General features: G+C 38.0%; 24 protein-coding genes. 12 read left to right on the forward strand and 12 right to left on the reverse strand.

All coding sequences use genetic code 11. From position 1 onward, the window contains the following. The first annotated feature begins 13 nt into the window (after positions 1–13). Both B5F25_RS12390 and B5F25_RS12395 read left to right on the forward strand, forming a co-directional pair. Positions 14–442, forward strand: coding sequence for a beta-barrel fold lipoprotein (locus B5F25_RS12390; protein ID WP_087208987.1), 429 nt, complete (start codon positions 14–16; stop codon positions 440–442). Between the two features lie 94 nt (positions 443–536). Continuing rightward, on the forward strand, positions 537–1,550 hold the full coding sequence (locus B5F25_RS12395; protein WP_087249895.1) for a toprim domain-containing protein: 1,014 nt from the start codon (positions 537–539) through the stop codon (positions 1,548–1,550). Between the two features lie 577 nt (positions 1,551–2,127). On the opposite strand, the gene B5F25_RS12405 is transcribed toward B5F25_RS12395, so the two are convergent. The 3 genes from B5F25_RS12405 to B5F25_RS12415 are packed head-to-tail and all read right to left on the reverse strand — an operon-like array spanning position 2,128 to position 3,599. Then, positions 2,128–2,748: an SLOG family protein gene (locus B5F25_RS12405; protein WP_087249897.1), complete on the reverse strand. Its 621-nt coding sequence runs from the start codon at positions 2,746–2,748 to the stop codon at positions 2,128–2,130. Continuing rightward, positions 2,749–3,318, reverse strand: a complete 570-nt coding sequence (locus tag B5F25_RS12410; protein ID WP_087249898.1) for a phosphoribosyltransferase — start codon at positions 3,316–3,318, stop codon at positions 2,749–2,751. Between the two features lie 47 nt (positions 3,319–3,365). Next, entirely contained in the window at positions 3,366–3,599 is a 234-nt protein-coding gene (locus tag B5F25_RS12415; protein ID WP_087249899.1) for a hypothetical protein, read from the reverse strand. A 164-nt stretch (positions 3,600–3,763) separates the two neighbouring features. Here B5F25_RS12415 and B5F25_RS21225 point away from each other — a divergent pair, with 164 nt between their 5' ends. Then, positions 3,764–3,979 (forward strand): hypothetical protein, encoded by a 216-nt coding sequence (locus tag B5F25_RS21225; protein ID WP_140406931.1) that lies wholly within the window; start codon positions 3,764–3,766, stop codon positions 3,977–3,979. Between the two features lie 130 nt (positions 3,980–4,109). Here B5F25_RS21225 and B5F25_RS12420 read toward each other — a convergent pair whose 3' ends face one another. After that, positions 4,110–4,511 (reverse strand): single-stranded DNA-binding protein, encoded by a 402-nt coding sequence (locus tag B5F25_RS12420; RefSeq protein WP_087249900.1) that lies wholly within the window; start codon positions 4,509–4,511, stop codon positions 4,110–4,112. Between the two features lie 677 nt (positions 4,512–5,188). Between B5F25_RS12420 and B5F25_RS21230 the strand changes: the two genes are divergently transcribed. Further along, the gene (locus B5F25_RS21230) at positions 5,189–5,425 is read left to right on the forward strand and encodes a hypothetical protein (RefSeq protein ID WP_140406932.1); all 237 of its coding nucleotides are present in this window, start codon (positions 5,189–5,191) and stop codon (positions 5,423–5,425) included. Between the two features lie 473 nt (positions 5,426–5,898). Here B5F25_RS21230 and B5F25_RS12430 read toward each other — a convergent pair whose 3' ends face one another. The 7 genes from B5F25_RS12430 to B5F25_RS12460 form a co-directional block, all read right to left on the reverse strand. After that, positions 5,899–6,492 carry a hypothetical protein gene (locus B5F25_RS12430; RefSeq protein WP_087249902.1) on the reverse strand — a complete coding sequence of 198 codons (594 nt, stop codon included), beginning with the start codon at positions 6,490–6,492 and terminating at the stop codon, positions 5,899–5,901. Between the two features lie 63 nt (positions 6,493–6,555). Further along, positions 6,556–6,885, reverse strand: coding sequence for a DUF2958 domain-containing protein (locus B5F25_RS12435; RefSeq protein WP_087249903.1), 330 nt, complete (start codon positions 6,883–6,885; stop codon positions 6,556–6,558). Between the two features lie 552 nt (positions 6,886–7,437). After that, positions 7,438–7,875, reverse strand: a complete 438-nt coding sequence (locus B5F25_RS21235; protein ID WP_140406933.1) for a hypothetical protein — start codon at positions 7,873–7,875, stop codon at positions 7,438–7,440. 79 nt (positions 7,876–7,954) lie between these two features. Beyond that, positions 7,955–8,230, reverse strand: a complete 276-nt coding sequence (locus B5F25_RS21805; RefSeq protein ID WP_343206232.1) for a transposase domain-containing protein — start codon at positions 8,228–8,230, stop codon at positions 7,955–7,957. Between the two features lie 77 nt (positions 8,231–8,307). Continuing rightward, entirely contained in the window at positions 8,308–9,735 is a 1,428-nt protein-coding gene (locus B5F25_RS22645) for a transposase (protein WP_162614414.1), read from the reverse strand. Positions 9,736–9,816: 81 nt separating this feature from the next. After that, positions 9,817–10,161 carry an IS66 family insertion sequence element accessory protein TnpB gene (gene tnpB, locus B5F25_RS12455; protein ID WP_087249906.1) on the reverse strand — a complete coding sequence of 115 codons (345 nt, stop codon included), beginning with the start codon at positions 10,159–10,161 and terminating at the stop codon, positions 9,817–9,819. 1 nt (position 10,162) lies between these two features. Next, positions 10,163–10,531 (reverse strand): hypothetical protein, encoded by a 369-nt coding sequence (locus tag B5F25_RS12460; protein WP_206423550.1) that lies wholly within the window; start codon positions 10,529–10,531, stop codon positions 10,163–10,165. A gap of 614 nt (positions 10,532–11,145) precedes the next feature. Here B5F25_RS12460 and B5F25_RS12465 point away from each other — a divergent pair. From B5F25_RS12465 to B5F25_RS12500, 8 genes are all read left to right on the forward strand, one after another. Then, positions 11,146–11,730 carry an RNA polymerase sigma-70 factor gene (locus tag B5F25_RS12465; RefSeq protein WP_087249918.1) on the forward strand — a complete coding sequence of 195 codons (585 nt, stop codon included), beginning with the start codon at positions 11,146–11,148 and terminating at the stop codon, positions 11,728–11,730. A 78-nt stretch (positions 11,731–11,808) separates the two neighbouring features. Beyond that, positions 11,809–12,834, forward strand: coding sequence for a FecR family protein (locus tag B5F25_RS12470; RefSeq protein WP_087249908.1), 1,026 nt, complete (start codon positions 11,809–11,811; stop codon positions 12,832–12,834). Positions 12,835–13,064: 230 nt separating this feature from the next. Continuing rightward, on the forward strand, positions 13,065–16,463 hold the full coding sequence (locus tag B5F25_RS12475) for a TonB-dependent receptor (protein WP_087249909.1): 3,399 nt from the start codon (positions 13,065–13,067) through the stop codon (positions 16,461–16,463). Positions 16,464–16,489: 26 nt separating this feature from the next. Further along, positions 16,490–18,307: a RagB/SusD family nutrient uptake outer membrane protein gene (locus B5F25_RS12480; RefSeq protein WP_087249910.1), complete on the forward strand. Its 1,818-nt coding sequence runs from the start codon at positions 16,490–16,492 to the stop codon at positions 18,305–18,307. A 105-nt stretch (positions 18,308–18,412) separates the two neighbouring features. Further along, on the forward strand, positions 18,413–19,516 hold the full coding sequence (locus B5F25_RS12485) for an alpha/beta hydrolase-fold protein (protein WP_239466189.1): 1,104 nt from the start codon (positions 18,413–18,415) through the stop codon (positions 19,514–19,516). Between the two features lie 121 nt (positions 19,517–19,637). Then, on the forward strand, positions 19,638–20,279 hold the full coding sequence (locus B5F25_RS12490; protein WP_087249919.1) for an acetylxylan esterase: 642 nt from the start codon (positions 19,638–19,640) through the stop codon (positions 20,277–20,279). Between the two features lie 2 nt (positions 20,280–20,281). Continuing rightward, positions 20,282–21,733 carry a family 43 glycosylhydrolase gene (locus B5F25_RS12495; RefSeq protein WP_087249920.1) on the forward strand — a complete coding sequence of 484 codons (1,452 nt, stop codon included), beginning with the start codon at positions 20,282–20,284 and terminating at the stop codon, positions 21,731–21,733. Between the two features lie 38 nt (positions 21,734–21,771). Beyond that, entirely contained in the window at positions 21,772–22,875 is a 1,104-nt protein-coding gene (locus B5F25_RS12500; protein ID WP_087249912.1) for an alpha/beta hydrolase-fold protein, read from the forward strand. Positions 22,876–22,956: 81 nt separating this feature from the next. Here B5F25_RS12500 and B5F25_RS12505 read toward each other — a convergent pair whose 3' ends face one another. Further along, positions 22,957–23,469, reverse strand: coding sequence for a Maf family protein (locus B5F25_RS12505; protein WP_241148411.1), 513 nt, complete (start codon positions 23,467–23,469; stop codon positions 22,957–22,959). Positions 23,470–23,554 lie beyond the last annotated feature (85 nt).

The following is a 23,554-nucleotide window of genomic DNA, read 5'->3' on the forward strand; positions in this document are numbered from 1 at the left end:
AAATTGAATTATCATGAAAAAGTATTTTGCAACATTATTAGCAGCAGTGAGTTTATTGACAGTATCATGCAGTAAGGATGATGATCCGACAACAGGAAGCAGTGATGCAGGAGTGTATAGAATAACAATTGAGGTCAGTGGAACTGATGCAAAAGGATTTGCACATATAACAAATCTTGACAAGGTTAATATAAGGAACGAGAAAACTGGAGATTCTTCACTGTCAATAGATGATGAATTTACGGCAAGTGCAAGTTATGTAACAGAAGGAAAGGTTAAGGAAATTGCCGCACAGGGCATGGTACATTCAAACGAAAAAGCAAGTGTAAGAATGAAGGTAACCAAAGATGGGAAAACTGTTTTTGATGAAAGCAAAAGCATAGATCCGGAAACTGGTACCGGTAAAATAGGCGAACTCAGGTTTACAACAATTTCGCAATAAGTCGTAATTTTGTATGATTATTATAGAACTATAAAGTTGTAAAACTGGATAATTTTTAGTATCTTTGTAATACATAAAACACTGATATTCAATAATGAAAGTTGATTTTAACAGACTAAAAACAGAAATCTCCCTCCCTGATTTTCTCTTAAATCTGGGTTGGAAATTTGTGGCCGGTTCTTCTAACAGCTGCCCCAAAATGAGTAATGGTACACATACCATTGTCATCAAGCGGAATGCACAAAACCAATATACCTATTGGGATGTGCACAGCGACAATGTAAGAGGCAGAACGATTCTCGACATGATGCAGGAACATCTGTTTGAGACAACCGGGAAGCAACCGACATTAAGAGAAGTCGGTGAAATACTTCAAAATTATATAAATACGAATCAGATAATAACCCCTGAAAACAGCAGATACGATGTAGGCAACACAAGTATGAGTGCAGACGAACTGACAACGTATCTTAACCAGCTTATGCCTTATAAGGGTAATTATCTACAAAGGCGCGGCATATCAGAGGATTGCATAAACAGTCAAGTCTTTAAAGATGTCTTTCTTATCAGGGAGGTTAAGAACAAAAACACCATATATAGGAACATCTGTGTAAAGATGTACAATGACAAAGGAGTTCAGGCTATTTCCCAGAGAAATGAAACATTTAAGGGCATTATTGGCGGCAAGTTTGATTGTCTTGCTACAAGTAACCATGACAAAAGCAGACCAATTGATATTTTGTACGTCGGTGAATCTATTATAGATTGCATATCTCATTACCAGCTGTGCCACACGAATACAAGTTTGAATCTTGTATATGTATCTACTGAAGGTACACTCACCGAAGGGCAAATGCAATTGCTCCGTATCATTCTCAGCAAGAATGAAGTGAAGTCACTTCATACTATCTTCGATAATGACAAGCAGGGCTACAAATACACGTTATGGCTTGATAATAACCTTAGAGATATGCAGCATGATGTAGAGCAAATGGATAATGAGGTATTAAAAAATACAGCTTACCGGGTTCAAAATACTGAGTTTCCACAAAAGAAAGATTGGAATGATGACCTGAAAGCAGCAACTATAGAAAAGGCCGCCGATTAAAGGCGGTCTTTTTTTACATGACAAATTAAGCATTAATTATAGTCAATCAATAAGGATAGTATCTCTGTTGCATAATTTCTCCGACAGGAAATTGTCTCTCAGGCATACTTTCGGAAAAGAAGATAGCTTAATCCACGATTTTGTTAAAGGGTTGAATTTTTTTACCACAAGTTTATCTGATGGTGATATTCGTATTACTTGGAAACCGACTTGGCTCAGGTTTATGAGATCAGACACCTTAATCCGTTCACTCGCATTAAAAATATACTTGGATGAATGGCGCATAATGGATATACTGAATTCAATATCTGAGAATTTAGATGATTTTTCAATAATGCACCAACTTGGTATTTGAAAAGCGCACATTTGTTTTAGTATATAGAATCCTTCTTCATTCTTACTTATCTTTATGACATTGAAATCACCTTGTAGTACAATTTTAAGCAATTCCTTTTCACGCATACTTAATTTATAGATTATTAGATAGTTGTATGTGCGCAAAGATAATGGATTAGTGCCTCAAAGGGCACTTTTTTTGCTACTTTTTGCATGAAAAAGTAGAAGAGCCATCTACAGCCTATTTCTTGAATAGGTTGTAGATGGTCAGTTTCTTTTCACGTGCTTTCCTCACGGTGTAAGATGTACCACCCAAAGACTTTTCATCCCAATAAGCAATAAGCTGGCATGAGTGTGAAATCATGTAGTCATTACGTTTAAGGTAGGCGATATTTGAAAAGTCTTTGGATATGGTCACTACTTCATCTGCCTGCTTAAGGATGTTCAGATACCTGTTCTTGTTCTCTGTATTGAAATATTTGTCTTGGTCAGGGAAAGGCACAACAACAATAAGAACTATGTCAGAAAGTTCTGCCTTAAGGCTTAGGACTGCTTCTGCTGCAATGGTATCGAAGCCAACTGCTCCACCGGCATAAAAGAACCTGGCGCCGCTCTTATAACAGTATCTTATAGCATCCTTCACCCTTTCAGAAGTTTGTTTGTAATCTATGACTTGGCGGTGTCCGGTGAAAGAGGTGGACAGATGGCTGAGCCATCTGTCCCGCGATTTTCTACAAATATCAAGGGTAGCTCCCGTTGTCTCGTACTTCAGTCCGTTATGTGCTATATAACAATATAAAAACAGAGTCTCCGTCAGAAAGAGACCTGTTTTTATCGTTTTATATGTTTCTGTTGCCTTCATTTAATTGGTTGTATAAACTGTTTTACCTATGAACAAACCACCCAAAACTTCTGCACCCAATTTCTCAATTTTATTGGCGAATATTGCGTAAGCGAATCCCTTTGTAAGAATATCATCAAACACTATCACTTTTTTTCCTTTGAAAAAATCTTGGTCGAACTCTATTTCCTGTTTATTATGAATGGTGCTCTTATCTACATTATCATGCTCGGCAGATTTTTCTCCTTTAACTTTAATATGGTCGTAAGCGTTATCCATCCCGCTAAGTTGGCAAACCATAGAAGAAAAGCATTTGTATCTCTTTTCATTCTTTTCTGTACTCGAAGCCGGAACACAAGCAAAGACAATGTTTTTTGTCTCTGTCCCATAAAGTTGAATGAGCTTGTTTGCAACCAAATAAGCTACGTACGAAAATGCTTTCCCATCTTTAAAGTCCCAAATAAGCCTTCTTATTTTCCACTCTTCCTGAGTTGCGTTTCTATTCTTTGTTGACAAATAAGGATAAAAAGAAAACATCATCTTATTCCATTGTCTGTCTAAACTGGGATATTTTCCGAATGTAGTTGCCATATCGCTTATTATTAGAGGGTTAAACTTGAATTATTCTTCAGCTAGATTTAGACCTTTTTTAAACCTTTGTCTTGGTTTGGTCTTTTGTCCGCTGACTTTTTTTTATTGAGAATCATTCCCCATCTGAGTTTGAGCCTTTTTTTACGGCTTATTGAGGTACGGGAGAGTGGAATTAGAAAAGTTTTGAACGAAAAAAATGTTGGGGCAGGCGCAGACAACATCGTTATTTTTTTCAGGGCAAAGGCAGAATGCCGGAACTCTTTCATTTCCACAACACCCATATACCTTTGCCGTATAAAAAGAAAGGCTCTTAGATGGGGAAACACCGATAAATGAGGAAGCGGACAGCAGAAAAGACCAATGAAAGACAATCGAAAAAGAATTTATACCGATTATATCCTGGGTAGATAAGGAGCTGTAGCGACAACCTAAGTAGGGTGGAGGGTTGGCTGCTTTGCAAGCTATCGGTATGCCAAGGCTCTGCCTTACCTATGGTTCAAGAGTACACGCCATACCAGATGACGGAATGCAACAGTGCAGCCGTTGTACCCCAGGCATCAGGGATGGTGTGACATACGGGTTTACAATGAGGGAAGGGAACGAACCTGGAGTCATGGCGATGGGTGAGAGAGTGTACCGCATGAGCAGTTACGCCGCCTGAGTGCGCTTCAGCAAAGGAAGGTCAAGGAACAGTGAATACCTTAATGGGGCGGTGGGAGTAAGAGAACTGCGTGAACGCAAATAAACTCCTCGAAAGGGCATAAAAAAAGGGTGGCCGAAGCCACTCTTTTCTATTTTGAAGTTTCCTTCTTGGTTCTTTTCGTCTTGTTGGAAGCCTTAGCCGGTTTCTCTTCCTCCACCTTGTCAGGGGCGAGATAGAACTCGACGGCTACCATTGTAATTCTGTTACGCTTCTGACCTGTCTCCTTGTCAGTCCACTCTTCGGGTTTGAAGTACCCTTTGACTGTTAGAAGTGCACCCTTCTTGATGATGTCGAATGCTGTGGCCGCCTCATTCTTGCGCCAAGCCTCGATAGCCATGAAAGCTGAAGTGTAGGTAGTTTCCTTCCCCTTCTTTTCAGGTCGGTTGACTGCGATAGAGAAGCGTGCAACGCTTGCTGTATCAAAATTGTTCACCTGAGCATCATTTGCTACGTAACCAGTCACTGCGAAAGTATTTTCAATCTTTTTCATATGGAATGAATTTTAGAAGTTAATTAATCATTTTTACGGTGCTTCAATAAGGAACAGACTCTGTGGTAGCCATGAAAAAATGTACGAATACTCTTTTTGTGCTTGCAGAAAAAGGAAGATTCTTAAATTTTTTATTGGATAAGATGGCAGCAGATAATTTATCCCTGAATACTCTTTTTGTGAGTATCAGAAAAAGGAAGATTCTGGCGTAAATAGGCAGAGCCGGTATTTGCGAATCGTCCACCGACACTTTCGGAAAAAAGTGGAAGCTGTTCCATAACTTTGCACCAAGGAAATATGATTTGACTTCGCCGGAAATTCATTTGGAAAGATTGAGGTTCGCAACGGTGTAGTGCATGATGCTCAGACCGATTTGAACTTACAGCAAGCGTGCTTTTCGAAGCAGTCTTACGATAATGAATTGGGGGAGGTGCGGTACATGACCGGCCGGCTGTCGAGGCAGCATGAATGAGCAACAGCAGTACCAACGTAAGGGAAAAGGGTGCATAAGAGTCAATGACTGTTGTTTCCCGAAAGAGTGGCAGGAGACAGGTGCGTTGAAGGATTAAGGTAGCCGAGCTATGCAGCACCGGTGGAGGGAGAGTTACAGGTGTGGCGTAAGACGGAAAGTCCAAGAAGATTTGAATACGGAAAGGCTTCAGCCACAACCTTAAAAGATGCCCTTTCGAGACTCCTCTGTCCCGGCATCCGTGATGACGGGCTTTCTTTCCGGTGGGAGAAACAACGTGAAGCTGCGGCAAATATACAGAGGATATGTCAGGCATGACGTTCCGGAAGCAAGCGATGGATCGGCATGGCTGACTTGTCCCGTTTGCCAGTCTGTGTGTTCTGCCCAGTCCGAAGCGCAAGCCTTGGACAGGGATGAATATGCAGATTATCAGCTTATTCCTTAGTAATGGGGTGGGTGGAGGAAAGAAAAAAGTAGAAAAGATGAAAAGATATAAAGAAGTAAATATATAAAGATGAAACAGTGAAAAATAATAAAACGATGATTCAAATGAAGAATATTGTATGTTCAAATACATTGAAGGCTTGTTCAAGATCCGAATTTTAAACAAGCCTTTAAGTTCCTTTTCAAGAGTGCTATACTGCTACTTCTTAATAAAGTATTCTATAGCAGAATGCACCAGAATATAATGTGTCGGTGTGCTCCTGCATTGAGATGCATAAGGATTAGGAAAATCAAGTGCAAGGGAGTTATATAGATTTGGAATTTCCTTCTTGATTCTTTTGACAAGCAATCTGTATGAACATGGTCTTGCATATCTCATGAGCTGTTTCCATCGGGTGATGGTAATTTCGGTACAATTTGTTTCGTACATCATAGTATTTCAAGTTTAAGCCTGGGGCGGTAGCCCCAAGCGGATTAAACAACGGATATTTCATTAATTATTAGAAATGTATCATCATTATTGAAGGCAGAAAGTTTGTCATCGGCTTCTGATATGTTATTAAGCCTTATACCGGTCATTTTTGCTATAGCTTCTGCAACCTGCTCAAATGTATCATAGTATTCGATACCCTCTTTCTCACTGTCAACCATATAACGGAATGAATAGAACTGACCTTCTAAATCATTAGTTTCAAAGATTTCGCAACCTGGCTCTTCTGAATAATAAAAAAGCTGAAGGTCGTATTTTTCTGCAATCTTGTCCATCAGTTCCGAACAGGCAACCCAAGCCGTTTCAGTAGTCAACTTCAAAGAAGCCATATCGTTGTCATGGTCTTCTATCTCTTCTTCTATGTAGGATATTTCACCTCTGGCTGGCAATTCTTCTTCAACCTCTGGCAAAAGGCTTTTTTTAATGTAACCGAGCCAATAAGAGTTACCCAAGAATGTAAAAGGTTTGCTTTCCTTTGTTCTGTCAATATCAACAGTATTCTTCAAGTCAGTATATAATCTCTTTATATTATCCTTGTTACCATAAAGTGTATAATCTGTAGTGTTCCAATTTGGCATAGCAGTAAATATTTATTATCGTTATAATGGATGTTTGTTTGTTCCTGTTGAAGTTTGCAGAGCTTAATGCTCTGCAAATGGTATCTTCTTAAGACAGTCCTCAATAGTGTAGCCTTTTGGCAAAGTGTTATCTATCTGGGCTGTTATTCCTTTTATGTTCAGTTCCATAATCTCTGAAAGTCTGACATATCCGAACTCCCACTCAAATATGTGGCAATATCCGAACATAAGCCAGTCATCTCCTTCCTGACTTGCCTCGGTTATAAGCCAGCAGGCTTCAGTAAATGGCATGTGAAATACAGCAATGACTTCGGCGTTTTTGCCTTGTCCGTCTTTAGAATACAATGGGTTGGCATTGAACTTAGCCAAGATGTCTTTTGTAAGTGTTATCATATCGCTTGAATTTTAATGAGTTAAACATCGAATTATTCTTCAGCGAGATTTAGACCTTTTTTTCAGAAAGTTTCCTTTCCCTTGTCTTTTGAATCCGCTGACTTTTTTTTAGAGAATCATTCCCCATCTGAGTTTGAGCCTTTTTTTACGGCTTATCGAGGTTTGGGCGAGTGGAATTAGAAAAGTTTTGAACGAAAAAAATGTTGGGGCAGGCGCAGACAACATCGTTATTTTTTTCAGGGCAAAGGCTGGAAGCCGGAACTCTTTCATTTCCACCACACCCATATACCTTTGCCGTACAAAAAGAAAGGCTCTCTGATGGGGTGAAGGACACAGATATGGGAAGCAGGATGACCGGAGAAAGACCAGGGAAAGGAATGGACAATGAAAAAGGTGTGCAGCATGTACACCGGAACAGACACAAGCTGTCTGTTGCATGGCGAAGATCCGTTTACGGTGCTTCGCTTCGGGTAGGCAATGCGGCTGTACCGGGCACTCATATTATGTCAATTCGTATATCAGGTGGGAGATAAAGGTTGTTAAGGCATAGCCTTAGCTCCGTATCGGAGCATGATGCGGATTGGGATATGTGTGCCTTTCTTGCCCGGCTCTTGCCTGTCTGTAAACCTGTGAGCAGACTGACAAGTGCCGGATGGGAGGCAAGAATACAGCCGGTACCTTAATGGGGTGGTGGGAGAAAGAGAACTGCGTGAACGCAATAACAGACACAAGGCTTCGCCTTACCTTGTGTAGTCCACACCCTGCCAGCATACGGAGCACATCAGCACAGCCGTTGTGCCCCAAGATGCCGGCCGGGTGTGGCATGGGGTAAGCAATGAGTGGAGTGCATGGTCGGAAACGGAGTCTTTGACCATGCCGCGGAACGGATGTCCGCTGCTTCTGTCCGGAGGTGACCATGCAATAGTCACCAGAGAACAAAGGCAACCGGACATACCTTAAAAGGGTGGAGGGAGTATAGTCTGTAACCATACTATTTTCCGCCACGACAATTTTATCGGCTGTTTTTCAGCCGATAAAATCAAAATGTCCGCAAGAAAATATTTTTGTTTTAACATTCGGGTTTATAAAAGCATGGCAGAAGAGCCTTCTTGTCGCAGTCCTTACCATGAAGAATACATTCAAACAAGTGCTTCAGGTAATCCTGAGGGTCTATGTCATTAAGCTTACAGCTTTCTATCAGAGAGAAGATGAATGCCGAGTTTTCTGCCGCTGCCTCACTGCCTATATTCATGCAGTTCTTGAGCAGCAGCTTTACAGGTTTCATCCTTTGCTCACAGAGGTTGTTCGATATTTCCGCCGAACCGTCCTTGAGGATATTTTTCAGGGATTTCCACTAGTTTAACGTATAGTTCACGGCCCTTCTCATCAGTTCGTTAGCCATAAGTTTAGTATCCTGCATCATCATGACCACCTTATGATGGATACGTTCAAGGATAGGTCTCCTGTAAGCTTAAGTCTTTTTTCCTTAATCTGCTCGCCGCTGAGTCTCATTGTGCGGAACAAATCTTCATTTCTGAACATATCACCGATAGGGTCTATTATATCCATCGCAGTTCTGTCTGATGGCAAGGCATCAACCCACAACCTCCTGCAGTGCGTCCAGCATCCTATATGAAGCACCTTTGAGTCTTCCCCATCGTACATTCTGTAAACCGTATATCCGTCAGTGGATATAGATCCCATAAAATGCTCAAGGAAGGTCTTTGCCACATCAGATGCCCTGCTGCCGTTATTGTAATGATAATAAACCAACTTGACATGTTTTGCAAAGAAAGCCCATAAGTACTTTCTCCTGTAAGCCTTACCTTCCGGTGTTTCAACTCCAACGAGTTCGGTCGTCTCATCAACCATAAGGTATTTTGCCTGTTGTACAAACTCCTTGAAGACATCTTCCATAAACTCCCTAAGCCTGGAGATTCCGTTATGGATATAGCTGTTCAGCGTAGTGTTGCTTATGTGGATGCCTTCTCTTGCATGCAGCCTTATCTGTCTGTTCTCAGGCATGCTGAAGTCATATTTCAGGCAAAGAAGACGGGCAAGCAGTTCAGGAGAGAAGATGCCTCCAAGGTTTTTCAAGGGATGCTCCATCGTGCTTGTGAAAGTGCCGTCAGCAAGCTTTACCCTTGCCACCTTGTACACATGCTCCACGTTATGAGCACGCACATGTTCTATAAACCTGTATTCCCAAACATCAGGCATACCGTTGCGGTTCATTAACCTTGCACCGTCAGGAAGTCGGTAATAGTCTTCTATTTCATGAACTACTACCTTATCCACCTTTAGCCTGGTCTTTTCTGCACGTGGTGCAGTTTCCTTTTTCCTTGAAGGCCTACAGTCCTGTGCAGGTATGTTGCCGGAAGAGGTATTGCTGCCGGTTTCGTTACCATCGGACTTATCATCATCACCCTTCTTGTCAGAACCGTCATACTCGGACTTCTCCATTGCAGACTTGTCAATGTTACGGTTGTTCAGCAGCCTTCTTTGCTCAGAGGTACGGCCGAAACGGTGTTTCCTGCTGTCCTCAAGCTGAAGTCTGAGATTGGATATCTCGTTTGCCAGCATCATGTTCACCTCGTCTTTTGCCTCAAGCTGCTTTCTCATAAGTTCCATCTCTTTCCTGTAATGTTCAACCGTAGCCGATTGCTTTTCGAGGGCATCCTTGAGGTCATTTATTGTATCAACCAGAGCCTTGGAGTTCTCTTTATTGGATTCTTCAATTGCCTTAAGCCTCGCAATCAGTTCGTTTACCTGTTTGCGAAGCCCTGCCTTTTCCTCATTCGCCAGACCTAGCTGGCAGCAAAGTAACTCGTATGCTCTTTCATCAATCATGATATAAAGGTACGAAAAATCAGGTAGTTACGCAAACTTTTTACCGTTTATTTTTATATTATTTTATTGATAATCAGTGTATTAATATTTCGGACTAACGTACATCTTGTCAACCACTATGCTTTCCGTAAGATAGGCCATATCCGACCATTGTATCCGGTAGCATTTGGAGACCTCATCAAATACAGGTTTCTTGAATCTACCCATGACTGGACGTTTCTCATAAAGCACATAAAAACCGCGTTCGTAATGAAGTATCTTCACGACCTTGCGGTTACGGGACATGAACATATATACATTGGATGTATCACTCGGATCGAGTGACATCTCTTCCCTTATACTCTCACACAGACGGAAGATACCTTTCCGTAAATCCACATTACCGTTGAACAGGTAATAGTTCAGGTTAGCACTCAGTCCAAGCATATCATCCTATCATTTTATTAAGCAACAGACTCAGGTCAAGAACGGTGGTATTTCTTAGAAACAGTGTTGCGCCGGATGTCAGTTGTAACTTAACCCATTTTATTGGCGGTTCGCCTTCAGGCTGTTTCACGTCCATCTTCACGGTTGGACTGTTGCAAGGCTTGCCGGTTATCTGGACTTTGGCAACCTTGGGTTGTTCAGTCTGAACTACCTTACCTAACTTCTCACTCCACAGCTGGTGACGCTGCCAGTTCATGAACTTGTCGTAATTTACTCCATAATCCGCACAGAACTCCCGAAGATCCTTGGTCTCGCTGCATAACTGGTAGAGGTCATATACCTCTTGGTAGTTTACTTTCTCTTTTGCCATAATCATTGTTCTTAAAGGTTACGGCACAAAGATATGTTAGGTTGCGATGTATGTCAAGGCGGAAAATAGAATGGTTACCAAAACAATTTACAGATAGTAGTTTAAATAGTATTTAATCACTGTTTAAATGCTGCTTAAACAGTGATTAATCATTATTTAAATGCTTCATAATTTAAGCGTATTAAATTGGACTTGTTAATGTGTTTTTCTTTTATATGAGATATTTTGCTAATACCAATTTGTAGATTATATTTGCGAACAAAGGTATTCATATAACAGGACAGAAATGACGCAAAAAACAGTTAATTTGTTTTATTTTCTGTAAAGTTAAAAAGTGTATTCTTATTTTAAAATCACATTTCGTTTTGGAAAACCATCACATTTCGTTTTGCGGTCTTTAATTCTTCAAGAAACAGGTAGGGATGTCTCCTCAGAATTATAGGAATAGATAATAAATATATCGCTGATAAGTGAAATAAAAACGTTTCGTCGTTTTACTTGAAACGCTTCGTCATTCGATATTGAATGACGAAGCGTTTTTTTATAAATTGGTATTCTTAATTCAAATGGTGAAACATTTTTTGTACATTTGTCATAATTTAAATAACTATGTTATGGAGAAACTGATTTTGGAAAGACTTAGACAAGGAGATGAAAAGGCGTTCAGGCATATTTTTGACCGCTATTATACACTCCTTTGCCGCTTTGCAAATCAGATTCTTAACGATGAATCTTTGGCTGAAGAAATAGTTGACGATGCCATATTCTATCTATGGGAACACCGTGCGGATATAGAAATAACACATACCATCAGGGCATATCTGATGAGATCTGTACGCAATCGTTGTCTTAATGAGCTGAACTCACTCTCTCATCGTACGGAGCATAGTTTCTCAACTTATCTTTCCGATGATAATCTTGAGTTTCTTGATACACTTTTTGCCGATGAGACTCATCCTTTGGGAACGCTTATCGAGCAGGAAATGGAGGATGAACTGATGCGCTGTATAAATTCATTGCCAGATGAATGTCGCAAAGTTTTCAAGAAAAGCCGTTTTGAGCAAAAAAAATATGAAGAAATAGCCCAAGAACTGAGTATTTCTGTAAATACGGTTAAATATCACATTAAGAACGCATTAGCATATCTTAATACTCATCTTGCAGAATATCTGAAACTCATTCTGATATATCTTTATTGAAAAATGAAAAAAGTTCATTTTTTCACTACCCTATAAATCTATTATTTTGTCTAACCTATAAAGCCACCAATAGAATATATGGAAAGAAAAGAAATACATAAAGAAGAAATAGACAATCTTATATCTATGTATCTTACTGGAAATATAGATAGTCAGTCTTTGAAGACTCTCACCGCATGGAGTAGGGAGTCAGCAGAGAACAATCTTTATGTAAGGAATAGAATTGAACTTTGGTTCTCATCCGGAGTGGCAGGCAGCACTACTTCCTTTGATAAGGAAAAAGCCTTTGAAAGATTTAAGGCTCGTGTGGAAAAAGCTACTATAGCAGAAGAGCAGAAACAACGATTTACAAAATCCCGCAGCTTGAAGATTTTTTACCGTGTTGCAGCAGCGATACTTATCATATTACTTCCGCTAGCCGGTTATTGGGGCGGAATGGAAACCGTGAAAAGCGGATTTTCAGATATAGTAGTAGAAGCCCCTATGGGAGCAAGAACAAAACTTTATCTTCCCGACGGTACGTTGGTTTGGCTGAATGCCGATTCCAAGATAACCTATTCACAAGGCTTCGGTGTTGAGAATAGAAACCTGGTTCTTGAAGGAGAAGGGTATTTCGAGGTGAAAAAAAATGAGAAAGTTCCTTTTGAAATAAGAACAAAAGAATTGGATTTAACAGTTCTAGGTACGAAATTTAATTTCAGGAATTATGCGGATGATGAAGAGGTTGTTGTAAATCTTCTTGAGGGTAAGGTAAAATTAAAGAACGAATTGATAGCTTCTGATGATATTTATATGTGTCCTAATGAGAAAGCTGTCCTTTCAAAAGAAACAGGTGTTATTGTAAAATCAAAAATGAATGCCTCTAACTCAAATTTGTGGACAAAAGATGAATTGTATTTTGATGAATTATTGCTTGAAGATATCGCTAAACAGTTATCAAGAAGTTTTAATGTAAAAATTGAGGTTGCCGATTCGTTAAGGTACCAACGTTTTTATGGTAGTTTTAAGATAGTTGGTAATTCCATTGAGAAAATATTGGAGACAATTTCATCAACAAACAGGATGAAATATAAATACGAAAACAATAGGTATATAGTTTATTGATACTGAGAATTAATGAACATTATGTCTAACCTTAAAAAGTTGCCTATGATAACATCTACCAGTTAATAAGTATAGATGTCTGTAAAAAATAAAGGAGAATGCGGCCACATTCTCCTCAATAAAATCAGATATCTTATGAAAGACACCATCAATTATAGATTGCAAATCTAGCAAATCTATGTAAATAAGAGAAATAAATTACATAAGTTTAAATCTAAAACCATCTAATTATGAGATATTTCAGTAAGGCTATGTTAGTAGCCTCGGCAGCATTTTGCCTAAATTTATCTGCATATTCTCAAGATATTTCACTGAAAATCAATAATGTAACAGTGAAAGAAGCAATGGAACGCTTAAAGAAAGACACAGGATATTCATTTGTATTTTCATCTAAAGATGTAAATACAAGTAAGCGGGTATCAATATCTGTAAATGATGCAACAATTGAGGATGTTGTAAAACAAATTTTAAAAGGACAGCAAAGTCTGGAATATGAAATTCAGGGTAAGAAAATCATACTTAAAAGAATAACAAATTCACCTTCAAAAAGCCAATCAATTCCGGGTAAAGTAACTGGAAAAGTCCTTGACGTTTTTGGTGAACCCATAATTGGTGCAACAGTTAAGGAAGTAGGAACGACAAATGGAACTATAAGTGATTTAGACGGAAATTTTATTTTGGAGATATCTGATAATTCTGAGTTGGAGGTGTCTTATATAGGATTTAAGGCTCAGAAGTTTCAAAATGTTTCAGGGCAAAATTTGTCAATAGTTTTAAAAGAAGATAATGAAGTATTGGAAGAAGTTGTAGTTGTTGGTTATGGAGTACAGAAAAAAGCAGATTTAACATCCTCTATTGCAACTCTTAATCCTAGTGAAGTTTTAAAGGCGCCAGGTGGAATAGAAAGTGCGCTTCAAGGTAATATTGCTGGTGTAAATGTATCAGGAGGAAAGATTCGTATTCGTGGTACTAGTTCCATTACTGGTGATACAGATCCATTATGGGTTGTTGACGGTGTGATAGGAGGAGAAGTTCCGAATGATGATGAAATTGAAACAATTCAGGTTTTGAAAGATGCGGCTTCGGCTGCAATTTATGGAGTGCGTGGAGCAAATGGTGTAATAGTGGTAACAACCAAAAGAGGTAAGTCAGGAGCTCCGCAGATAAGTTTTAATAGCTATTGGGGAAGTGGTACGCCATCTAAAAAGCTGAAAGTTTTAAATGCTTATGATTATGCTGTCTATGCAAATGAATTATTCTATAATGCAGCAACTCCACAAGCTAGAGAAGATGGTAGTTGGAGAGCCTCTGTCCCTTCAAATAATGCAAATCCAAGTAACCCAATGGCTGAAACAGATTGGTGGGATGAATATTTCTTTAATAATTTCTATCAGAAATATGATTTAGCAGTTAGTGGTGGAAGTGATGTGTTAAATTATAGATTGGGAGCCACTTATACTTCGGATGACAAGAGTGGAGTAGAAAGAAGAAATCAATCACAGAATATTTATGCATATGTACAAGGGACAAAAGGGCGTTTTACCTATGGCGGGCGCTTGCAATTGACATATTCAAATAATAAGAGTACCGCTGATGGATCATTACAGAATATACTTCAGCTACCTCCTAATGAACCTGTTTATGATGAGAATAATAAAGATATTAATGGAGGATATTATCAAACAGGAATGGGAGATGGGTTAGATATTCCTAATCAGGTTTTCTTTATACATGAAGATCGTAATAAAACAAAATCGTATAGAGGTATAGCTAACGTTTTTGGTGAGCTGAAAATATTTGATTGGTTAAAGTTTAAACTTTCTTATACATATTCATATTATTCATCTAATTATCAACGTTTCAGGCCTAAATTTGTTCTAGCCAGTGGTGGCGGAGGTGGTGTCCAGAATTATAATTTGCTTGAAACTACTAATTCAGGAAACTCCCGTCAGCAGGTAGAGGGATTGTTTACTTTTGATAAGGATTTTGGTAATCATAATATTTCTGGTATAGCAGGTCTTTCATCTGAAACATATTATACATATACAAGAGGATTTTCAGGAAGAAGTCAAGAGCAAACAGATTTTGGAGTGGAAAACTTGTTTCAGGATGATGTGTCATCTTCAGGTACTATAACAGAGGAAGCTTATTATTCTGTATTGGCCAGACTGATGTATTCTTATAGTGGCAAATATATGTTTACTGCAAATTTTAGAGCTGACGAAAGTTCTAAATTTGCCAAAGGTAATCGTTGGGGGTATTTCCCTTCGTTTTCTATTGGCTGGAGAATTAGTGAAGAACCATGGATGAAGAAATTGACAGATAATTGGATGACTAATTTAAAAATCAGGGCTACTTTAGGCTGGATTGGTAGTGCTGGTGGTGTAGGAAATTATGCATATCAATCTGTTGTCAATACAGTTGGTTATACATATTCGTTTGGTAAGCAGACTAATAATTCTGTGGATTCTAGTGTTCCGGCTCCTAGGCCTTCTTCTATTGCAAATAGGAATTTAAGTTGGGAAACAACATGTGATATGGGAGTAGGATTTGATTTGGGCGCATTTCGTGATCGTTTGACTATAACTTTTGATTATTATAAAAGAAATGTAAAGGATATGTTGCTTAATGTTCAGTTGCCAAATTCAGTAGGTGCAGGTTCTTCTGTTGTTATGAATGCAGGAAGTATGACAAACTGGGGTATTGAATTACAGGCGACATGGCGTGATAAGGTCGGTGATTTTGAATATTCTGTTTCTCCAAATTTCTCTTTTTATAGAAATAATGTAACAGACTTGGGTAATGCAGAATCACTGGTCGGTGGATTTCTGGATCAATTAGGTACAAATGTAACCAAAACAGTTGTAGGTCAACCGGTCGCCCAGTTTTGGGGATATCGTACAGATGGCCTGTTTAAAACTGATGATGAAGCAATAAATTATGTAAATAGTAAAGGTGAACGTTTACAGCCAAGTGCTGCTGCCGGTGATTTAAAGTTTGTTGATTTAAATAATGATGGAAAGATATCAGAAGAAGATAAAACTTTTATAGGATCATCTATTCCTACTGCATCTGTAGGTCTGAATTTATCTTTTGGTTACAAAGGTTTTGATTTATCGATGTTGTTTCAGGGAGATTTAGGTATAGATGTTTACAACAATTATAAATCTACATTGCTGGCAGGTAAAGCATTACATAATCAGTTGGAAGATATAAAGGATTGTTTTCGTGCCACTGACGTAACATTTACTACCGCTGGAGGAGAAACCATTCATTTGCCTGCTAATACTGATACTGATATTCCGCGTGTTATAAGTGGTGACCCTAATCAAAATTCAAGTAGAGCCAGTGATTATTTTGTAGAAGACGCTTCATATATTCGTTGTAATAATATTACTTTAGGATATAGTTTTAATACAAATGTTTTATCTAAATTAAAAATTATTAGTAGATTAAGAATATATGCAGGTGTTAAAAACCCGTTTACAATAACTGGTTATTCAATGCTTGATCCGCAAGTGCCTAACGGAGGTGCAACATTGGATAGAGGCGTTGATGGAAGGTTCTATACTTTTGTCGGATATTATAGTCAGAGAGAATTTTTTGCAGGAGTCCAATTGTCTTTCTAATTATTTAATTGCTAAAAGTTACAATTATGAGAAGTAAATTTATTAATAAAAATATTGTTTTAGTTTCGCTCTCATGTACATTGTTATCATGTCAACCAAATATGGATTATTATAATCCGGAAGCTGAAACTGTTGATACTTATTATAATTCAAAAGAACATTTGATTTATGCTGTAAATGCAGCATATAATATTCCACAGATCCTACAGTCATGGGGAAGAAATATGCCATATATTCTTAATACTAGAAGTGATGAAGCATTATATACATTTAAAGCTGCTGCTGGTGATCCTACAGTTGTAGAGCTTTCCGGTTATACAGTAAATGCAGCACATGGATTGACCGATGAAATTTATTCTAATTTATATACTTTACAATATACAGCTAACTTGGCTCTAGAGAAGATAGAAGAAAATAAGAATGTTTTTAATCTTGAAAATCAAGAAGATAAGGCTTTATACGAAAGATTGAAGGGTGAAGCATATTTCTTTAGAGGATTGAGTAGGTTTTATTTAGTGTTGCTATTTGGAGATGAAATACCTGATAGAGATTTTGCAGTAAAGAGTGATGAAGATTTTTTTGCCAAGCCAAGTGAAAAGGGGCAAATATATAAGAATATGGTAGATGATTTCAAAAATGCTGCAACGTTATTGCCTACAAGTGATGTATTGTATTCTAATGAGGAGAATCTTGGAAGAGTTGCAAATGGAGCTGCTGTAGCATTTCTTGCCAAGGTATATATGGGTCGCCCAATATTAGATGGAACTGCAGGTCCAGGTTCAGCTGACTGGAAGGCAGCTTATGAAATATTAGACCAGTTAATTCAGACAGAACAATATGATTTGGTAAATGATTATAGAGATAATGCCTCTGAAAGCAATGAGAATAATATAGAATCATTGTATGAAATACAGTTTTGTAAGAGCTTGGAGGCTTCAATACCGATGTCTTTGGATTTAAAGGACGCAGGTCAGAATACGTGGCGTCAGATTTGTATGACAATACCAGATCCGATAGGATGGTGGAATGCAATGCCGTCTTTGGCTCTTTATAATGAATTTGAAAGAGATGAGAATGGAACAATAATTGATCCGAGAGCTTATCAAGGATTGTGGATACCTAATGGAGCGCGTTTTAATTATACAGGTAATTTGGGTGATAAAAGATATGATAACGAATGGATTGATTATAATCAGATGTTCAGCGTACAAGATGATAGTTGGTTAGGTAAATGGTTTGGTGCTCGTAAATATTGTTCAGATGACAATTTGTATCCGGATTTACAGCGTAGTGGAATTAATGAACGTGTTTTAAGGTATGCAGATGTACTTTTAATGTATGCTGAATGTTGTCTGGAACTGGGTGATGAAGAAACAGCTCTAAAGTATATTAATAAAGTTAGAGACCGTGCTAATAATGTATTGCAAAATACTACTGATGCTGATGCAGGACTATTTTATACATATGAAAGAGGCAAATTACCAAAGGCAGAAGATGTAATCAAAGCAAAGCCTGTTCTTGGTGCTGTTTATGATAAAAACAATAATGTAGTATTGCCTGGTGTAGAAATAAATTCTGTACGAAGAATGTTAAAGCATGAGTATTCTGTTGAACTTTTTCTTGAAGGTTGGAGATTTTACAATTTAATGCGTTGGCATAATAATCCTAATGATCCTGACAGTCAAACAATATTGAATTGTTTAATAGATAAATACAAGGTTCAGATAGAACAAACTGGTTTGACAGGTGCTTTACCATTTAATTATGATAAAAATTTACGTTTGCCTATACCGTCAAAGGAATTACAGAATAATCCTTATATGATAGGTAATTCTGCTAATTGACGGATACTTTTTGAAAACTGATATATTTATTTAATAATTTATTTTTTTTATATTATGAAAAATACATTACGATTTTTATTGGGACTTATTGCCTTTTCTCCTTTGATGTCTTTAGCTCAGCAGACATATCCTGCAGGAACAATTGCTAACGAACATAATATCAACGGAGCAGATTATCCTCGTATAGGGAAAGACCGTAGAGTTTATTTTAAAGTCTATGCTCCTGACGCAAAAAAAGTGGAAATAAGTTTTAGGGGTGAAATGACTAAGCAAAATGATGGGTATTGGACACTTGTTTCAAAAGAACCTGAAGTAGTTGGCTTTCATTATTATCAGATAATAATAGATGGTGTTGCTACTGCCGATCCTAATGGAAAGCCATTTTTCGGAATGGGTAAATGGGTTAGTGGTATAGAAATTCCTGAGGAAGGAGTTGATTATTATTCAATAAAAGATGTTCCACATGGCAGAGTTAGTCCGAGCTGGTATTATTCTAATATACGTAAAGAGTGGCGCCGCTGCATAGTATATACTCCTGCAGAATATGATATTAATTCTGACAAAAGATATCCGGTTTTGTATCTACAGCATGGTATGGGAGAGAACGAAACAAGCTGGTCAAATCAGGGTAAAATGAATTTCATAATGGATAATCTTATCTCTGAAGGTAAGTGTAAGCCTATGATAGTGGTGATGGACAATGGCAATATAGAGGTGTTTAAGACAAATGCTGGTGAAACACCAGAGCAGGCTAGAAAGCGCTTTGGAGCAGAGTTCCCGTCCATTCTTGTAAATGAAATCATTCCTCATATAGATAACCATTTCAGGACACTGACAGATAGAGAGAACCGTGCGATGGCCGGTTTGTCATGGGGTGGTCTCCTGACCTTCAATACAACATTGAATAATTTGGATAAATTCGCCTATATAGGAGGATTCAGTGGAGCCGGAAATATTGATATAGAACATCTTGATACAGCTTATAATGGCGTGTTTAAAGATAAAAAGTCATTCAACGAAAAAGTACATGTATTTTTCTTAGGTATAGGTTCTGAAGAACGTCCTGAGAGAACAAAAAACATGAGTGACGGCTTGAAATCGGCAGGAATTAATAATATATATTATGAATCTCCCGGAACAGCTCATGAATTTCTCACATGGCGTAGATGCCTTAAAGAATTTGTACCTTTGCTTTTTAAAGAAAAATAATTGATTGTTTCTATTTGTTTAAGAATATACAGTAATAACCAAATTGTTAAATTAAAAATCTAGTTGAATGAATAAAATTAATTGGAAATTATTTTTATTTTTAGGTTTCCTGTTTGTTGGTATGAACGGTAACTCTCAAAATGATATATCATCTACAGATTTTTCTAACTATTTTTCCCGTTCAACCGATGAAGTGATATATCCTGATAATGATGGATTTATTCGTCGGTGGCTATTGTTGGAGCCGATAAACAAGCCTAACCGTAGTAATACAGTTTTTACTGATAGCTATATACGTAAAGCGTTTACTACTGAGTATTTTTCGTCTCAGTTTAATGGAGTCCCTAAAGATGGAGATAAAGTCAGGGTAGGTGATCAGATTCTTAAATGGCATGCACTTGATAGCAAATTGTTTAATGTAAAACTGTTTCGGTTTGCTTCAAATCTTGACAAACAAGTTTATGGAGTCTTGTTTTGGGCCGTAACGGTATTGAATTGTCCTGATGATATATGTAACGTCAGAATGTCTGTAGGTTCTAATTCGGCTTCTATGTGGTGGCTTAATGGTGAAGAAGCTGTAATTCTTTCTGGTGACAGGAGGATGGTTAAGGACGATTGTATGTCGGGAAGGTTAACTCTAAAGAAAGGTAAAAATATCATAAGAGGCGCTGTCATAAACGGTCCTGGTATGAGTGACTTTTGTTTACGTTTTATTGATGAGAATGGAAATCCTGTTAAAAACATAACTATCACTTATAAATGATTATGAATAAAGAAAATTTATATATCGGTGTTATATCATTATTATCTTTTTTTATTTCTGAAAAAACTTTTTCTCAGGTTGGTGAACCTTATATACATGATCCTTCCACTATAATGGAGTGTGACGGTAAATATTATACTTTTGGAACTGGTGGAGGAGGGCTCATTTCAGAAGACGGATGGACATGGAATAGTGGAGCTGTAAGGCCTGGACGCGGCGCAGCACCAGATGCTATAAAGATTGGTGACAGATATTTAGTTGCATATAGTTCTACAGGAGGTGGTCTTGGAGGTGGGCATAGTGGAGAGGTCCTTACAATGTGGAATAAGACACTTGATCCGAACTCTCCGGATTTTAAGTTTACCGAACCTGTTGTTGTGGCGTCATCAAAAGAGGATGAGGATTGTGATGCCATAGATGCCGGCTTGTTGCTTGATCCAACTGATGGTCGTCTTTGGTTATCGTATGGGACATATTTTGGATTTATCAGGCTTGTAGAATTAGATCCGAATACAGGTAAACGTGTCGAAGGTAATGAGCCTGTAAATATAGCAATAGACTGTGAGGCTACAGATTTGCTTTATCGTGATGGTTGGTATTATCTTTTAGGAACTCACGGTACTTGTTGTGATGGTCCTAATTCTACTTATAATATTGTAGTTGGCAGATCACGTGATGTGAAAGGGCCTTATGTTGATAATATGGGGCGCAAAATGTTAGAAGGTGGAGGAAAAATGGTTATAGCAGCCAGAAATGGAATGGTAGGAGCCGGACATTTCGGCCGTTATATAGAAACTGACGGTGTAGAAAAAATGTCATGTCATTTTGAGGCTGATTTTAAACGTGGTGGTCGCAGCGTATTGGCGATTTATCCTTTATTATGGCGTGATGGATGGCCTGTAGCCGGTGAAATATTCAAGGAGGGTACTTATGAAATAGAGTCAGAACGTAGAGGTTATGCGCTTGAACTTGCCGTTGATTTTATACGTATGGATGCACCTAGATACCGCTTTTGGGAGAAAGTTGAAGAATCGGTTGTACCTTTAAAACCGCAGACACTTGCAGATGTCATTGATACATGGCCAAAAGGTAATATAGGTGTAAGAATAGGAGACTATATGTTCCGTCCACATCAGAAATGGACAATCACAGCCGTACCAGATGCAGGTGGTTATCTTGGTTCTCCATATTATAAGATATTGATAGAAGGGACTAACCGTGCGCTAGCTGCTACTTCGGACGCGGATGTTGTTACTGTTCCGGAATTTACAGGCGCTCCCGAACAGTTGTGGCGTATTGAACAACTTATCGATGGTACTTACCGTATTATGCCAAAAGAAATTCCAGGACTCGATGAAGAATTGGTACTGATATCAGTAGGAGATAGTACTCCATCACTTGGAAAGTTTGATATGAATAGTGATAATTCTAAATGGAATTTCAGAAATTATTGATGAAATATAATACAATGACAAATTAAAATATTTATAAAATGAAAATAGCATATTTATCTTATTTGTTTTTAGTTTTAGGCGTTTCTGGATATGCTCAGGACAAGACTGTTGGATATGAAAAATCTATGTGGGCTGTCCGTAATTCTGAGTATCCTCGTGTAACTTCTGATCATCGTGCTATATTTAAGATTGTGGCTCCTGATGCAAATTCTGTTCAGCTTGATCTTGGCCGTAAATATAACATGAAAAAAAATATAAAAGGTGAATGGGAATGTATAACTGACTCTTTAGGTGCTGGCTTTCATTATTATTCTTTGTTAATAGATGGTGTTGCGGTTAACGATCCTTCCAGTGAGACATTTTATGGATGTGGCCGTATGATGAGTGGTATAGATATACCTTATTCTGATGATGATGTTCGTTTTTCTATATCTAATGTGCCTCATGGTGAGATTAGTATGAAACGTTATTTTTCAAAGATTTCTAATGAATGGAGACGGATTTATGTTTATACTCCTCCTTTTTATAATAAGGATAATAAGGAATATCCAGTATTGTATTTACAGCATGGAGGTGGAGAAGATGAGCGTGGATGGTCTCAACAGGGACTTACTGATATAATATTGGATAATTTGATAGCTAAAGGAGAGGCTATTCCAATGATTATCGTTATGACTGATGGTAATACAAAAGATTTTACTGGGTCATTACTTAATGAGTGTATTCCTTTAGTAGAGAATGCTTATAGGGTAAAGAAAGGTAAGGAACATCGTGCTCTTGCCGGTCTTTCTATGGGAGGAATTCAGACATTGAATACTGTAATAGAAAATCCTGATATGTTTTCTTATGTAGGAGTGTTTAGTTCTGGATGGTTTAGCAATGATAAAAACAAAATGTTTGGTGATGTAGAAAAATATTATAATATGCTTCAGAATGATACAAAAAAATATAATGAAAGCTTTAAGCAGTTCTTTATAACAATGGGTGGTAAGGAAGATATTGCTTATAGTAATTGTCAGAATATGCTAAAACGTTTTGATGAGATTGGTGTGAAATATACATATTTTGAGACTCCAGGTGGTCATACATGGCCTGTATGGAGAGAAAGTTTGTATCGTTTTGCTAAACTTTTGTTTGAATAATAATGAATATATCCACCCATCAATAAATAAGTTGGGTGGATATATTTTTATATACAACTATTGTATGAATAAGTAGCCGTTTTATATTTCTTTCAACTCCCTATAAAGCCTCTGCACCGGCAACCCCATAACATTGAAATAAGATCCATGTATGCCTGACACTCCGATGAAACCAATCCATTCCTGTATGCCGTATGCACCTGCCTTGTCGTAAGGTTTGTAATTGTCTATATAGAAGTCTATTTCTTCGTCTGTCAGGGTGTCGAAAGTAACATCTGATACTGAACAGAAGCTTTTCTGAAATTCGCGTGTGGTGATGCTTACTCCTGTCATTACCTGATGGGTGTGTCCGGACAGGATTTTCAACATTCTTACTGCATCTTCCCTGTCTTTGGGTTTGCCAAGTACTTCACCATTGGCATAGACTATTGTGTCTGCTGTTATTACAAGGTCGTTTCCTGCCATGAACGGGCGGTAGGCGGCAGCTTTTATGCGTGATATGAATTCCGGTATTTCACTTCCTTTCAGATGTGGAGGATAACTGTAAGCATTCGATAAACGGTAAGCATTCGATAAACTACAGTCATTAAATATCTATATAATGATAGCGACTGTTACTATTGGATTCATAGTGACAGTCGCTATAGTTTTGTTGAACCTGTATGTTGACGTTGTGGTT

This window comes from Bacteroides sp. An19, from assembly GCF_002160215.1.
GTDB classification, from domain to species: Bacteria; Bacteroidota; Bacteroidia; order Bacteroidales; family Bacteroidaceae; genus Phocaeicola; species Phocaeicola intestinalis.